Source organism: Shewanella acanthi (assembly GCF_019457475.1).
GTDB lineage: Bacteria > Pseudomonadota > Gammaproteobacteria > Enterobacterales > Shewanellaceae > Shewanella > Shewanella acanthi.
Genome location: NZ_CP080413.1, coordinates 839,480 through 854,954 on the forward strand (window position 1 = coordinate 839,480; position 15,475 = coordinate 854,954).

Annotated in this window: 13 protein-coding genes; 7 read left to right on the plus strand and 6 right to left on the minus strand. The window is 45.3% G+C overall.

What is annotated here, in order from left to right; translation table 11 throughout:
* Positions 1–114: 114 nt before the first annotated feature.
* The 3 genes from K0H61_RS03700 to K0H61_RS03710 are packed head-to-tail and all read right to left on the minus strand — an operon-like array spanning position 115 to position 2,253.
* On the minus strand, positions 115–840 hold the full coding sequence (locus tag K0H61_RS03700) for an amino acid ABC transporter ATP-binding protein (protein WP_220051421.1): 726 nt from the start codon (positions 838–840) through the stop codon (positions 115–117).
* Positions 833–1,513 (minus strand): amino acid ABC transporter permease, encoded by a 681-nt coding sequence (locus K0H61_RS03705; protein ID WP_220051422.1) that lies wholly within the window; start codon positions 1,511–1,513, stop codon positions 833–835. Before K0H61_RS03705 ends, K0H61_RS03700 begins: the two co-directional genes overlap by 8 nt.
* A 5-nt stretch (positions 1,514–1,518) precedes the next feature.
* Complete coding sequence (locus K0H61_RS03710; protein ID WP_220051423.1) at positions 1,519–2,253, minus strand: basic amino acid ABC transporter substrate-binding protein; 735 nt, start codon at positions 2,251–2,253, stop codon at positions 1,519–1,521.
* Between the two features lie 398 nt (positions 2,254–2,651).
* On the opposite strand from K0H61_RS03710, the gene K0H61_RS03715 reads away from it, so the two are divergent.
* Positions 2,652–3,479, plus strand: coding sequence for a hypothetical protein (locus tag K0H61_RS03715; protein WP_220051424.1), 828 nt, complete (start codon positions 2,652–2,654; stop codon positions 3,477–3,479).
* A gap of 44 nt (positions 3,480–3,523) precedes the next feature.
* Here K0H61_RS03715 and K0H61_RS03720 read toward each other — a convergent pair whose 3' ends face one another.
* Positions 3,524–4,432 (minus strand): LysR family transcriptional regulator, encoded by a 909-nt coding sequence (locus K0H61_RS03720; protein ID WP_220051425.1) that lies wholly within the window; start codon positions 4,430–4,432, stop codon positions 3,524–3,526.
* 135 nt (positions 4,433–4,567) lie between these two features.
* Between K0H61_RS03720 and K0H61_RS03725 the strand changes: the two genes are divergently transcribed.
* The 5 genes from K0H61_RS03725 to K0H61_RS03745 all read left to right on the plus strand — a co-directional run bounded on the left by K0H61_RS03725 (position 4,568) and on the right by K0H61_RS03745 (position 9,954).
* On the plus strand, positions 4,568–5,002 hold the full coding sequence (locus tag K0H61_RS03725) for a CidA/LrgA family protein (RefSeq protein ID WP_220051426.1): 435 nt from the start codon (positions 4,568–4,570) through the stop codon (positions 5,000–5,002).
* Positions 5,002–5,736, plus strand: a complete 735-nt coding sequence (locus tag K0H61_RS03730) for an LrgB family protein (RefSeq protein WP_220051427.1) — start codon at positions 5,002–5,004, stop codon at positions 5,734–5,736. The genes K0H61_RS03725 and K0H61_RS03730 overlap by 1 nt, the downstream gene beginning before the upstream one ends.
* 131 nt (positions 5,737–5,867) lie before the next feature.
* Positions 5,868–6,347, plus strand: coding sequence for a GNAT family N-acetyltransferase (locus K0H61_RS03735; RefSeq protein WP_220051428.1), 480 nt, complete (start codon positions 5,868–5,870; stop codon positions 6,345–6,347).
* A 197-nt stretch (positions 6,348–6,544) separates the two neighbouring features.
* Complete coding sequence (locus K0H61_RS03740; protein WP_220051429.1) at positions 6,545–8,017, plus strand: carbon starvation CstA family protein; 1,473 nt, start codon at positions 6,545–6,547, stop codon at positions 8,015–8,017.
* Between the two features lie 260 nt (positions 8,018–8,277).
* Complete coding sequence (locus K0H61_RS03745) at positions 8,278–9,954, plus strand: OpgD/OpgG family glucan biosynthesis protein (RefSeq protein WP_220051430.1); 1,677 nt, start codon at positions 8,278–8,280, stop codon at positions 9,952–9,954.
* 71 nt (positions 9,955–10,025) lie between these two features.
* Here the strand turns inward: K0H61_RS03745 and K0H61_RS03750 are convergent, their stop codons facing one another.
* Positions 10,026–10,919, minus strand: a complete 894-nt coding sequence (locus K0H61_RS03750; RefSeq protein WP_220052443.1) for a DUF72 domain-containing protein — start codon at positions 10,917–10,919, stop codon at positions 10,026–10,028.
* A gap of 381 nt (positions 10,920–11,300) precedes the next feature.
* Between K0H61_RS03750 and K0H61_RS03755 the strand changes: the two genes are divergently transcribed.
* A complete protein-coding gene (locus tag K0H61_RS03755; RefSeq protein WP_220052448.1) occupies positions 11,301–12,734 on the plus strand; it encodes a sensor domain-containing diguanylate cyclase in 1,434 nt (477 codons plus the stop codon).
* A 68-nt stretch (positions 12,735–12,802) separates the two neighbouring features.
* On the opposite strand, the gene pepN is transcribed toward K0H61_RS03755, so the two are convergent.
* Entirely contained in the window at positions 12,803–15,436 is a 2,634-nt protein-coding gene (gene pepN / locus K0H61_RS03760) for an aminopeptidase N (protein ID WP_220051431.1), read from the minus strand.
* Positions 15,437–15,475 lie beyond the last annotated feature (39 nt).

Consider the following 15,475-nt stretch of genomic DNA (forward strand, 5'->3'; position numbering starts at 1 on the left):
TTGAGTAGGGTTTTAAAAATTTAAGCGGCTCATGGGGATGCGAACCTAGAAGAAAAGGGCGGCATGTTTTAGGGCGTTAGCCCCTAGGTATGGCGCACCTAGGGGAGCTGAGGATTAGCGTAACACTTTGCTTAAAAAGCTGATGGTACGGGCTTCTTTAGGTTGGCTGAAGAGTTCATCTGGCGTGTTGGACTCAACCACATAGCCGCCATCCATAAAGATGACGCGGTCAGACACATCCCGCGCAAACCCCATCTCATGGGTCACAATCACCATGGTCATGCCCTTTTGCGCAAGCTCCTTCATCACATCGAGCACATCGCCCACCATTTCAGGATCGAGCGCCGATGTCGGCTCATCGAACAGCATTAACTCTGGCTCCATCGCCAGCGCTCTTGCAATGGCAACCCGCTGCTTTTGGCCACCGGATAGGCTTGATGGATAGGCGTTTGCTTTTTCCTTTAAGCCGACTTGAGATAGTAGGTTAAGTGCCTTTTCGTCGGCCTCGGCTTGGGTCATTAGTTTGAGATTGACCGGCGCTAAGGTGATGTTTTCCATTACCGTTTTATGGGGAAACAGGTTGAAGTTCTGAAACACCATGCCGACTTTTTGTCTGAGTTTATCAACGCAGGCATCCTTGGCGGTAATCGACTGACCATCAATTTCAATGTCGCCAAAGGTTGGGGTTTCAAGCAAATTGATGCAACGTAAAAAGGTGCTTTTACCGCTGCCACTTGGGCCAATTACACTCACTACTTCGCCCTGGCGAATATATTCGTTAATGCCCTTAAGCACGGCATTGTCGCCGTAGCTTTTATGTAGGTTGGTAATGTTAATCACTTTGCTTCAACCTCTTTTCGAATTTCGACAATATGAACGTGAAGCTGTAGGTCAACAGCAGATAAATCAGCGCGCAGGTGAACAGTGGAATACTGTCTTCAAAGGTGCGGCTGCGAATAATTTCGCCCGCGCGCATTAAATCGACGCCACCGATAAAGCCAATTACTGCAGTTTCCTTAAGCAAGACGATAAATTCGTTACCTAATGCCGGCAGAATATTTTTAATGGCTTGGGGTAGGATAATCAGTCGCATCGTCATCGATTGGGACAAACCGAGCGAGCGTGCCGCCTCGGTTTGACCTTTATCGACGGCTTGAATGCCTGCGCGGATGATTTCCGAAATATAGGCGCCGCTGTTGAGGCCGAAGGCAATAATGGCAGCACTGACCTTATCCACATCGAGCGCTGAGAGCACGATAAAGTAGAGAATAACCAGCTGCACGACCACAGGCGTGCCGCGGATCACGCCAACATAGAGGTTGGCAGGTAAACGCAGATACCATTTAGATGACATCTTCATCAACGTGGTGCCAATGCCAAGCACAGCGCCGAGTAACATGGCAAAAAAAGTGACTATTAAGGTGACTTTTAATCCATTTAAGATCAGCAGTATGCCGACCATTCCGTCGTCCCCAATCGGGGTAAATAGCGACGTATTAATTGCTTCTAACATAGGGATCACTTGATATGCGTGCTAACGAGTGCCTGATATTCACCGCTCGACTTGAGTTGGTTAAGGGTGTTGTTGATACTGGCGAGCAGCTCAGGTTTATCTTTTGATACCGCAAAGCCATAAAACTCAGGTGGGAAGTCCAACTTAATTAGTTTTAAATCAGGGTTTTTTGCCAGATAGTTAGCTGCGGGCTCACTGTCGAACAGCACTAAGTCTACCTTGGCATTTTTGAGCTCCATAATGGCTTCGAAGCCCGTGTTGAATGCCGTGACTTTATCTGTGTATTTCTTGGCCATCATGTCGGCAGTTGAGCCGAGCTGCACCGCAAAGTGTTTGCCCTTTAGATCGGCAAGACTATGAATATCATCGTTATCTTTATTAACCAGCAGCACTTGGGTGGCTTCATAGTAGGGCTCTGAGAAATTAACGCTTGCCTGACGTTCTGGGGTGATAGTCATGCCCGAAGCGATAAAATCAATTTTGCCAGAGTTTAATGCCACGATGAGTGAGTCGAATTTCATGTTCTCGACTTTTAGGGTTTTACCCGCATCCTTTGCGATTTGCTTAGCCAGTTCAATATCAAAGCCTTTGACTTCATCACCGCTAGTGCCACCCACATATTCGAATGGCGGGAAAGCCGCGTTAGTGCCTACGACTAAAACATCATCCTTTTTACCGCATCCAGATAACAACAAGGTGGCAGTGAGGGCAAGGCCGCCTAATAACATGGATTTTTTCATTTTAGATTCTCTTTGGGTTCCAATCACAATGTGGCGACTATATGCATCTGGTGATTACGTGTCAATAAATATGCTTTTAAAGTGATTAAAAATTCAATAAGAAAACAGTTTAGATTCATTGAATACTTGTTAAATGAATAATTGAAACTGAGTTGTGTTATCTATGTTGTTAAAAGGTAAATATTTGAGTCGTGCTTAGTCTGTATTTATCCGAATCCGTCGTTACTGATTTTTATGCAGTTTTCTGAATTGGCCATTGTTCAATAGGCAATTAAGGGATGAGCAGTCTAATAGGAGATATTTAATGCTGAAGTCAGTCATATTTGGAATTTATGCCTACATTTCCTGTCGTTAATCTACGCTTAAGGCTGTGGCATTAAGTAATTTTGGAGTGAAATGTGAGAAACCTACCTCTGACACCTTGGTTATTATTGTGCGGATTATCTTCATCGGTTTACGCCCAAGATGGGATGCAATGGCATTACAGTATGGGAGTTCATGACTTTATCGTGGAGCAGGAGAGCTCACATACCTTTGGTATCAATGGCAATATCATGGTGGACTACACCACAGCTTCGGATATTTATTTGTCTGGGATGATCGATGTGTTTATTGATGTCGATAAGGATGAGCTCGACCCTGATCACATTCCCGTTTGGTTTAAATCCGATTATGTTGCCTCGGGGGAGTTTTACCACACTAATCCCAAATGGTTCTTTGGTTGGCAGGTCGACTTACAGGGAAAACGTAACACCGTCAGTTCTATCGAAAAACAAGCTAAATTATTCCCAGCAATTACTGCAAATTTTAAGGGAACAGAAACCCAAGCACAGTTCAAAATTGGCCCTGGTTATTACTACTTAGAGATCGACGATGATGTGCCTAAAACCCGTGGTTATCGGAGGGGTGACTTTGGCAATGGGGAATTTGCCTATACCGTGATGGGCAGCTTTGGCTTTGATTTTAATTCAAAACTAAATATCAACTTTGCTGCACAGACCTGGAACGACGGTGATAAATGGCTCGAAGATCAGTATCGGTTTATCATGGGCTATAAAACTGATTTTTGGGCCAAGAATAGTCAGTGGCAACTCTATGTAGAGCATACCGAATATAATCTTGATCACTATGCCATTGGCAGTACTCATGCTCCAGATTACGTGCCAATCCTACCTTGGGATAACGATACCTTAGTACGTTTTAGTCTAATCGTTCCATGGTTGTAGCTATGGAATAGTGATAGTCCTTACTGAGTCATTGGGAAGCTTTCTCATTGCAATCCCATTGTTTTTTGGTTGGATAAGTGTTTCTCGACCAAGGAGATCATCGCCTGCGCCGCAAAAGACAGTACCTGTTCTTTACGCCAAAACAGAGTGAGCTCCCAGCGCAAATCATCGCTCGCCAGTGGCACACTGACGACACCGTTTACACTGTATCGCCGTGCGATAGAGCTCGGCAGTATCATGACTCCAGTTCCCGCCGCCACTAAGGCGATACCAAAGTCAGCTTGGCTTACTCGGGTGATATTTTTTGGCGTAAATCCCGCAACTTGGCAGGCATCAAGTACTAATTGATACAGAGTGTATTCGGTCTCGAACATGACTTGGGGGTCATCGAGAAGATCGGCAATAGTAAGTAACTCCCTTTTAGATAAAGGGTTTTCCTTAGGCAGTACCACTACCATAGGATCGTTAAATACCCTTATTCCCTCAAAGCCATCACCAGCTTTGATAATACCGGTCGCCAGTTCAATATCCCCTTTTTGGATCGCATGGGTTTGCTCTACGCCGCCCCTCACTAGGAGCTGCATATCAATTTGCGGATAAAGCTGACGATATTTGGCGATGATGGGAGCAAATATTTCGGCGCTGCCGAGAGGGGCTAGTCCCAGTTTTAACTCGCCACCATTTAAGCTTCGCAGGGCTGTGAGTTCGGAGAGCATACGCTGGCGGCCTGCAAGTAGCTCTTTACCGTGTCGATAAACAACTTCCCCCGCTTGGGTGAGCTTGATTTGAGTTCCACGTTTACCACGCTCAAGCAGGATAAGCGCTAATTCATCTTCTAATTGGCGCACAGCCTTTGACAGCGTCGGCTGGGTGAGATGCACCTTTTCGCTGGCTTTTCCAAAGCCGCCAGTTTCGACAATCTCGATGAAATAACGCAGTACCTTAAGATCCATTTCAGGCCTTATATGAATCAAACGAATATTTAGAATGCAAAAAATCTATGAATTACATTCTTAATATTCATTTTTTTTATTAAATATACAAGCCTAAACTGGTGCTATTCCATAAGGAGTCATACCGAGGACACTATGTCTCAATTGCAAACAGCACAAAATCGCTTCCGCACAGGTACTTTGCTACTGGCCCAAATTGGCTTGTTTTGCATTCTGTCTTTAGCCTGCCAATGGTTTGCAACTTGGGCTCAACTTCCGATCCCTGGTAGTGTGCTGGGCTTAGGTATTTTATTGCTATTACTGGCTACTAAAGTCATTCCTGAAAAAGCAGTGCAATTAGGTGCAGCTTGGCTTATCGGTGAATTACTGCTGTTTTTTATTCCACCAGTGGTCTCGGTGATTAAATACGAGGGGCTGTTTGAACAGTACGGGCTAAATATTCTCTTTACCCTAGTGATGGGCAGTGTTTGTGTAATGGTCGGCACTGGTTTTGTCGTGGATAGGGTATTTCGCTTCGAACGTCAGCTTAATCTTAAAAGGCAGGCTGAAAGTCTCGCTAAGGTTGCCTAATGGCAGCAGAAACATTTAATCGCTTAAGCAGTGAACTCGCACTGTTTTCCCACGTGGATTTAGCCTTAGTTAGCTTAGCGCTAACAATTTGTAGCTATTTTGTCGCTAAGGTTTTATATAAACGCCACCGTGTCTGGTGGTTGGCGCCAATTGTATTAGCCCCTGTCGTCATTACATTCATGGTAGTGAATTTAGATATTCCGCTGCCAACCTATTTTGAATATACCCATTGGTTAATGGCCTTGCTTGCGCCCGCGACCATCGCCTTTGCGCTGCCGATTTACCGCGAACGAAAACTCATTCGCCAATATCCGCTGACCATCGTCTTCGGGGTGATAGCAGGATTGCTATTGGGGATGTTCTCCAGTTGGTTGTTAGTGAAGTTTGTACCTTTACCGGTTGAGTTATCTAAGAGTTTATTGGTGCGCTCGGTATCTACGCCTTTCGCGCTTGAGGCGACATCTTCCTTTGGCGGCGTGCCTGAATTGACGGCAATGTTGGTGCTGCTGACGGGCATTATCGGCATGTTGGTTTGTGAGCCGCTGTTTAAGTTGATGCGTATCCGCACCTCTTTAGGCAAAGGCGTCGCATTGGGGGCCTCTGCCCACGGCGCTGGTGCGGCCAAGGCCAGTGAATTGGGGCAGCAAGAGGGCGTAATTGCTAGCTTGACCATGATTTTTATTGGTATTGCCATGGTATTGGGAGCACCCGTTTTTGCGCTTATTTTTAGTTAACCTTATGTTTTATTTCTGAAATAGTTTTATTATGCCTCTTAGGGCGCTAATCTTTTATGGTTATGCGCCCTTTTTTTACCTGTATAAAGGTATGTATTTCGAACTTAGTTTGTTGAATGGAAAGGTAACGAATGCCAGATTATGTGAGTCCTATGAGTGTAAGTTTACGTCCGATAACTGAGGATGATTTGGAGACCTTGTTTGTTCATCAAACCGATAAGATAGCTGCTAAGTTAGCACAATTCTCTTCCCGCAGTCGTGAGGCATTTTATGAGCATTGGCGGCTCAATATTCTGAATCGTCGAGATGTTTTAGCTTATGGTATCGATGTCGAAGGTTTGCTTGTTGGGAGTATTTGCCACTGGAATAGTGATGGGCAGGCCTGCATCGGTTATTGGATTGAACGAGCGTATTGGGGAAGGGGAATCGCCACTTCGGCGTTAAAGGCATTTTTGCCTTTAATCACATCGAGGCCAATTTTTGCCCATGTAGCTGAGCATAATATCGCCTCTCAGAAGTTATTGTTGGCCCGAGGTTTTCAAATGACGGGTGAGCTTATAAAGGAAGAAGGAGACATAGCACCCTTGATTGAGTTTGTTCTAACTAATTAAAACTAATCATGAATATTCACGGATAATTAACCCTTATATTTTAGGGTTTTTACAAATTTATCTTCTGCCACCCTCTAATATTGCCAATTTATATTTTGATACTCGACTTTAGTCTAGTGTTTCATTGCTTGACCTTATTTGCCAAGTCTATGAAAATTCAAGATCTATCATTCTGTTCAGAGTATGGATAAGCACTAATGTTAATTTTCTTTCTATGTCTCGCTCTATTAGGGCTAGCATACAAATTTTATAGCCCGTTCGTTGAGCGCCAGGCGGGTATCGATCCTAAGGCTCAAACGCCGCAGGCAAGATTTGAAGACGGCGTTGACTATGTTGCCGTTCATCCTGTAAAGGCATTCTTAATTCAATTCTTAAACGTTGCGGGTGTTGGTCCGATTTTCGGCCCAATCCTAGGTGCACTTTATGGTCCCGTTGCTTTAGTTTGGATTGTTCTAGGTAACATAATTGGCGGCGCGGTACATGATTATTTTTCTGGTGTTCTGAGTATTAAGGAAAACGGTAAAAGTTTGCCTGAAATCGCCGGCCACTACTTTAACATTTACTTCAAAGGCTTAATGCTGTTGTTCACCGCAATGCTGCTGTTTTTCGTGGGCGTAGTATTCATCATGAGCCCAGCAGGTCTTTTAAGTAACTTAGATGTATTTAAAGATACCATTTTTGGCAATAACACCTTCTGGGTATTGGTGATTTTAGCCTATTACTTTTTGGCGACTATGCTGCCAATCGATAAGATCATTACTAAGTTATACCCAGCTTTTGGTCTGTTGATGATTGTAATGACCACCTCTATTGCCGTTGCGCTTTTGATAAATGCACCGCAACTACCTGAAATTGAAGATGTGTTTGCTTACTTTAACCACAGTCACTACAACAACGAATTACTTGAGCCGAACCCCGACGGTTTACCGATTTGGCCATTGTTATTCGTGACTATTACCTGTGGAGCTATCAGTGGTTTCCACTCGACTCAAGCGCCAATTATGGCTCGCTGCTTGACCAATGAAAAATACGTGCGCCCTGTGTACTACGGTGCCATGGTTGCCGAAGGTATCGTGGCCTGCGTATGGGCAACTGCGGGTATTGCGGCTTTCCCTGGTGGTTATGTTGAGCTTAAGAGTATTCTAGACCAAGGCGGTCCAGGCTTAGTGGTTAACCAAGTGGCGACCAGCTACTTAGGGGTATTAGGCGGTGTGATGGCGATTATCGCCGTTGCTGTATTCCCAATTACCTCAGGCGATACCGCTTTCCGCTCACTGCGTTTAACCATTATTGATGCTTTCAATATCCCACAGAGCATGCGAAACCGTTTATTGGTTGCGGCACCGATTCTTTTCATTGCCTATCTGATGACTAAAATCGATTTCTCCTTGATTTGGCGCTACTTTGCCTTCTCAAATATGCTGCTATCGACCAGCGTTCTATGGCTTGCGACAAAATACCTGTTCGACCGTGGAAGCTTCCATTGGATTGTGAGCTTGCCAGCGATTGTGGGGACCTGTGTGACTGTTTCTTATATCATGACAGCGGGTATTGGTTTAGGTTTGCCTCAGCCTCTTAGCCAGCCAGTCGGTATTGCTGTGGGTGTGGTGTGTTTAGTTGCGCTGATTATTGCCCATAACAAACGTAAAACAGTCGCTTCTACAAATTAATAACGAACGGGTGTTTTACTTAATCCGAGGGCTGCGATTTGCAGCCCTTTTTAATACTATTTTCATAAATAAGTGAACAGATTGAATATTGTCAGTGCCCCATATTCCATTGTTCAGAATTTATGTTAGATTCTGGCGAACTGTTGGAGATGGCATTATGGTTATGACTGTCATCTACAGTTCTGCACAGGACAGTCGCTGCAATTAAGCTTTGCTTTGCAGAGAAGTGTCAGGAAGTTACACCTATTCAGAGTCTGCTTATGCAACCTAATTTATTTGTCGAACAAAGCTATTTTCATCGTGAGCCGATGGATACGCCGTCGGTAGAATCCCCATCAAAACGCGGCCGCCTTCAACGCATGGTTGGCAGTGTATTACTTACTTGCAGTGTGTTACTCAGTTTATCTGCCTGTGCGGCGGGTAAGGGTAATGCGCCCCAAGAGGAAGAATTTAGCTACGCCTGGTTAAAGGGCTATGCCCATAATTTAGCTTCCGAAGCCTATGTGAGCCACAAGGGTGAGTTGCCTAAAAGCTTACAGGGAATGAGCTGGGATGATTACCAGCAGTTTCATTTCAAGAAAAAGTCCGCGCTGTGGAATACTGACGAGTCGCAGTTCCGTGCCGAGTTATTCCACTTAGGGTTATATTTTGATACCCCAGTGCATATTTATGAATTAGATAATGGCAAGGCCAAGCAAATTGATTACTCTCCTTCGATGTTTGACTATGGTAAATCGAAGGTAAAAGGTAATCAGCTCCCTAAGGATTTAGGTTTCGCCGGCTTTAGAATGCAGTTCAGCACCGATTGGCAACGCGACGTAGTGGCGTTTTTAGGTGCGAGTTACTTCCGCGCCGTGGGTCAAGAAATGCAATATGGTCTTTCTGCCCGTGGTTTAGCGGTCGATACTGCTTTGCCAAAGCCAGAAGAATTCCCAATGTTTACTCGTTTTTGGTTAGAGAAGCCAAAACCGGGTTCTGAGATTGCAACCGTTTACGCGCTAATGGATTCGCCAAGTGTTACAGGCGCTTACCGTTTCGATATTGAGCCGGGTGAACGTTTAAAAATGAAGGTGGATGCAGCGATTTATCCACGCCAAGCCATTGAGCGTTTAGGTGTTGCTCCACTGACCAGTATGTATATGGTGGGTGAGAACGATCGCCGTACTGCTTACGATTGGCGTCAAGAAATCCACGATTCAGACGGTCTTGCCATGCATACGGGTAACGGTGAATGGATTTGGCGACCACTGGGTAATCCAAGCAACCTGCGTTTCAATGCCTACAGCGATGAAAATCCTAAGGGTTTTGGTTTAATGCAGCGTGACCGTAACTTCGACCATTATCAAGACGATGGCGTGTTCTATGAGAAGCGCCCAAGTCTGTGGATTGAGCCTACTGGTAACTGGGGCAAAGGTTCTGTGCAATTGGTCGAAATTCCGACGCTCGATGAAACTTTCGATAACATTGTAGCCTTCTGGAATCCTGCTGAACCTGTACAAGCGGGTCAAGAGTTACTGTTTAGCTACAATATGTACTGGGGCGGCATTCCACCGGTCCAATCGCCACGCGCCAAAGTGGTGGATACCTTCACAGGTTTAGGTGGCGTGGTTGGGCAAAAGCGTAAGTATTACAGTAAACGCTTTGTGATTGATTTTGCTGGTGGTTCTTTGCCAATGCTGGGTAAAGATAGCCAAGTTAAAGCCGTGATTTCAAGCTCTGCTGGCCGCGTGGAAATCGAGTCTGCCCGTCCACAGCATGCCATTAATGGTTACCGCGCTATGTTTGACTTAGTGCCGCCAGAGGATAGCCTTGAGCCAATCAACCTACGAGTATATCTCGAGGTAGATGGCCAGCCATTAACTGAGACTTGGCTGTACCAATGGACGCCGCCATCAAAGGATGACCGTGAGTTGTATAACGCGGGACATCTGCAGTAATCGTAATAGTTAATGTAAAAACGCCAGCTTTGAGCTGGCGTTTTTATTGGGATCTTACAGACACAGTAATTTTACCAGCCGAGGTCTAATTGTGAATTGGGCATGTGTTGGGGCTTTGGTAATGCAAAATCGCGTAGCGGTAATTCATTCGCTAGTTGCAGTTGTAATTGCTTGTAGAGGCGAATGGCCAGTTCTGGCGCCGTTTGATTATCGGGGGTATGGATAAAGAGATAGGGCTCTTTCCCTTCCCTAAGCCAAATAGGTAACTGCTTAAGCCAATTGCTAAAAAAGCTGTCGTTATTCTTTATCTGAATTCGAGGGTTAGTTGTTGCTAAAGCTTCGATAGTACCGTCTGTTTGGCCAATGATTCGGATAACTGGGGTATTTGCCGTCGCGATAGGGTGGACCGGCAGTCGAGGTTTCTTCTTATGGGCATCAATAATCGCTTCATCAGCCGGCGGTAGTGCAAACAGCGGCCTGCTGTCCATAATGATCCTGTTAATCCCCCGCTCAATTAACAGCCTATTTAGTGCTAGCTCAGCATCACCTTTAGCAAAAAATTGTGGGTGACGCACTTCTATCCCATAGTTTAGTCCTTGCGGAATTTCATCGAGAAACTGTGTCAAAACAGACAGTTTCTCAGGGCCAAAACTGCTGGGAAGTTGAATCTTCCAAACGCCAGTTTTCTCGATAAGGGGCTCCATCGCCTTGAAAAAATCCTGTAACTCCTGCGAGCAGTCCTGCAATTGCTTTAGATGGGTGATGGTCTTAGGCAGTTTAAAGGTAAAACGAAAATCATCGGGTGTTGCTGCATACCAGTTCTGCACTGTTTGCACATTGGGTGTTGCATAAAAGCTGGTGTTGCCTTCAACGGTATTAAATACCTCGGCATAGCGAGCGAGGCGCTCCGCCTGTTGTGTGCTGTTGCGATAAACACTCTGTTGCCAATGGTTATGTGACCACATGGCAAGTCCTAGCCTGAGCTGATTGGCGTTATAGGGAGGTGATGTCAGCAATTTCAACGGTATTCCTTAATGAGCCTATGGCGTTAGTTAACGATCAAGGACTTCAACTACGGATTCATTGTGCGAAATTTGATTGGTTTTAGTCAAATGCTAACAACAACTTATATCAATATTGCGCACAAATTTGGTGCATTTTCGAAAATAATCTACGCTTGTAGTTTGGTTTAAAAAGGTTGATTGTTTTTTAACCTTCTGACTTGATGTTATCAAAACTTAATAGGAATTTATTGGCAGTTTATAGAACAGGCTGTTTTAACAAGGCTGACTGCGCGGCTTCATTATCATGAAGTTGGTTCTCCCATGGAATGGGTTGGAGGGCATGTGAAAAGTGAGCGTTATACTTATCTGAGTCATGTTGTTGATTTATTGCTGGATGCAATTTGTGTTGTCGATCCTGAGGGGCATTTCGAGTATGTGAGTCCAGGGGCTGAAAGGATTTTCGGTTATTCCCCTGAAGAAATGCTGGGCATGCAAATGCTGGACTTGGTCTATCCGGATGATAGAGAAGCAACAAAAGCCGTGGTCAAGAATATTATGGCTGGCCGAAGCCAAGTCGATTTTGAAAATCGCTATATTCGTAAGGATGGCTCATTGGTCGATGTTCTCTGGTCTGCCAAATGGTCTAAAGAATCCCAACAGCGCATCGCTGTGGTTCGGGATATTACCAAGCGCAAAGATACTGAACGCCGCCAAGCAGCGTTGTACGAAATCTCAGAAGCCGTGCATGTCACGGAAGATCTTTTAGCGCTTTACCGCAGAATTCATCAAATCATCGCCAAATTATTACCCGCGGCCAATTTTGCCATTGCCATTTACGACCAAGTACTCGACCAATTTAGTTTTCCCTATCGGATGTTTGCCGTAAAGACATCACCAAGCCAAGCTGAAAACATCGAACATTTTGCAGGGCAAATTATTCATAGTGGTGAGGCCCAACTCGCGTGTCCTTTGAATAATTCTACAGAGCGCTGCCAGACAGGCGGATTATGCTCCCTAGAGATGAGTTGGCTTGGGATCCCACTAAAGCTCCAAAAGGGGGTTATTGGCGCGATTATCTTGCAAAGTACCTCGTCTGATTTTTCATATAGCTGTAAGGATTGCGAACTGCTTGAGTTTGTTTCGACCCAGATTGCATTTGCGATTGAACGTCGGCAAATGCTCTCGCGTCTCGAACATATCGCCTTATATGATCAGCTAACTCATCTGCCAAACCGTGAGCTTTTTTGCGACAGGATCCACAAGGCCCTTTCCCGTGCTAATCGAGATTCAAGTTATTTTTCTCTGCTTTATTTGGACTTAGATAAATTTAAATGGGTGAATGATACCTTTGGCCACAGTGCTGGGGATTTATTGTTGCAGCAAACAGCCCAACGTATTTTAAGTTGTGTGAGGGATGTTGACACTGTTGCCCGCTTTGGAGGGGATGAATTTGTGATTTTGCTAGAGCGGGTCGATTCGGCGCAAAATACCTTAATTGCCGCCCAGAAAATTCAGCAGGCGTTAAACATTCCCTTTGAGCTTGGTGAAGCACAGGTGAGCATTTTCCCAAGTATTGGTATCGCTCTCTACCCTGAGCATGGTAAAGACGAGTGGCAGTTACTTTCCTGCGCAGATGCTGCCATGTATAAGGCGAAAAAGAGCGGTGGAAATCGGATTGAACTTGGCTATCAGGGAATGAAAAATAAACATGTTGCCCCGCTCTTTAATCCCGTCATCCAAGAGTTAGTCAATAAAAAACGGCTGAGGGACAAATAGCCCTTTAATGATAATAACCCTGAAAAAAGAGGCTCCTAGGAGCCTCTTTTTAACGAATAATGAAATAGTTATTGTGTCATTTTATTTTTAATTAACACGCAACGCTGCTCTGCTTGGCGAGTCTCTAGTAGAGTTCTTCGCGTCAGATTAGACAGTCCTGTTTGAGTATCCAACACTTTATCTAACGCCGTAATGTTGGTGTAGCTGCAATCCGTCGGGATCAGTCTTTGGCTGTAGCTTCGCATAAACACTGGGCCTTTCTTATCCATTTCAGCTAGGCTGGCTAATCGCTCGTCGGCTGTTGCTGCGCTTAAGAGTTTTTGTTCAGCCGGATACAGGTTATCCATAATCACCCGTTGCTTAGCAAATGGCAGGGCATCAGAGTTGAGTTTGCTTAACCAGCGACGTTTTTCCATCGCCTCAGGGCGGATAACTTCTGCTGCCAACGCCGCTTTTTCCCCTGAATCGGATTTATCCTTCACGGCCTCGTGGCTAATACGAAGCTCTGCATTTGGGAAGTCGTAACGATTGAGCTGAGTGATAATGTCCCATCGTAAATCCTGATCTAAGGTCAGTCCTTTGATCTGAGTGGTGCCATCGAGCAAATGTGCTAAGTGAGTTAGACTGTCCTGATTTGCAGCCAGCTGTACATAGGCGTTGAACCAACGGCGCTGAAAGTCATTATCGCCTTTGCTTTCCATCGTCTTGCGAAGGCTCATCTGCGCCAAGCCTTTAATCGCATTTTCGGCATAGTTCTGCTGGATGGGAGCGATTTGGGCTAAGTATTCCTTAGCGCGCAGCATGCTAGAGATGATTTGTCCCACAACTGTGTAATCATTTTCCATTGGCGCATTGATAAACACAGTGCTGAGGTATTGCTCTAGGCTCAGTTCTCCCTCGCGTACACTGTCCCACAGACTCTGCCACAACATTGAACGTAGAAGTGGGTCAGTCACCTTGTTCAGTTGATGCTGAGCTGTATCAAAGGATTTATCATCTAACTGTACTTTTACAAAACCCCAATCGTCGTAATTGGGGTAAACTAAATCTGGGCAGCGCTCGCCTACTAAAGATTTGACTTCGGTTCTTTCGCCCTTGTAGGTCACTGCGACTGTGGTTTCGTGTCTTAAATCGGTACGGCCTTTTGTAAATAGCGCGATTTGCACCTTCTGTTCACGTAGCGTTGGCAGGTCGCGACTTGCTGGTGACTGAATAAGGCTAAAGTCACTGATACGATTACCCTCACAGCGATATTCTGCCCTAATGGTGTTCACACCTGCACTATATAGCCATTCTTGAGTCCAAGCGCTGAGATCGCGCCCCGCAGCTTTTGCTAGGCTATTGATAAAATCGTCTAATTCGGCATTTTGGTAGCTGTATTGTTTCAGGTAATTGCTAACGCCGCGGCGAAATACTACATCGCCCAGCAGGTGACGTAATTGTTTCAGTGTCGATGCCCCCTTTTGATAAGTAATCGCATCGATATTGTCGAAGGCATTTTGACTGGTTGCCACGGGCACTTCAATCGGATGCGTGGTGACTAAGCTGTCCTGCTCATACGCCCTTTGTTTGCCATTAGCATAGAAATTACGCCAAGTATTGGTGAATTCGGTAGCCTCCTGGGTCGCAAGGGTTCCCATGAATGACGCAAAACTCTCATTGAGCCACAGACCGTTCCACCACTTCATGGTCACCAGATCGCCAAACCATTGGTGTGCCATTTCATGCATGATGACCCCAGCGAGGCTTTGCTTTTGATCCGCACTCATTTCCGCTTGATGCAGAAAACGGCCTTCGGCGAAGGTCACTGCACCTGCGTTTTCCATTGCACCATAGAGGAAGTCTGGTACTAGCAGTTGGTCATATTTTTTAAATGGATATGGAATACCAAAATAGGCATCAAAGAAATTAAGACCCTGTTTAGTATAGGTAAACCAATCTTCAGCCTTAATTTGGTTAGCAACAGATTCACGGGCAAAAAGGCGCATTGGGTAACGGCCTGAGTTGTCCTGCCACACATGATAAGGGCCCGCATGCATTGAGAAATTATAGGGGCTTAACTTTGGCGTCTGTGGGAAATCCCAGCGATTAAAGGCGCCAGCAGGGGTTACACTCGTTTCGCGCGTGGTGCTGATGACTTGCCAATCCTTTGGCGCGGTAACGGTAATTTTATAATTGGCCTTAAGATCGGGTTGGTCAAATACGGCAAACATTTGCTGCGCTGCAGCTGGTTCGAAGTGCGAATAGAGGTATACCTTACCATCTACTGGGTCTTGGAAGCGGTGCAACCCTTCGCCATTGGTGCTGTGGGGACGGCTAAATTCAACCTCGATAGTATTTTTACCCGTTGTAAGCATGCGGGTATTGAGATTGATGTATGAGCCGTTGTAATTCGGATAAAGGGTTGTGCCGTTAATCACGAAACGTTTAATTTGGGCTTTGTTTAAATCTAAACTCAGCTCTTTAGGCACTTGGCTTAGCTCGAAGATGACTTTAGATTTTGCCGAAAATTCAGTGTCACCCGTGAGGCTAAAATCCAACTCATATTGCACATTGGAGACAACTTGAGAGCGAAGGCTCGCTTGTTGTTGGCTAATATAAGGGCTGGCATCCCTAGGGCCTGATTTTAGCGCTGTTGGCGCGGCGCATGAGAATAATGCGGAGCAGGTAAGGGCAACAAGGCTGGCTTTAAACAAATTCACAACTTAAATCCTTTCACGATCTTAGGGCTTGGTTTTTTA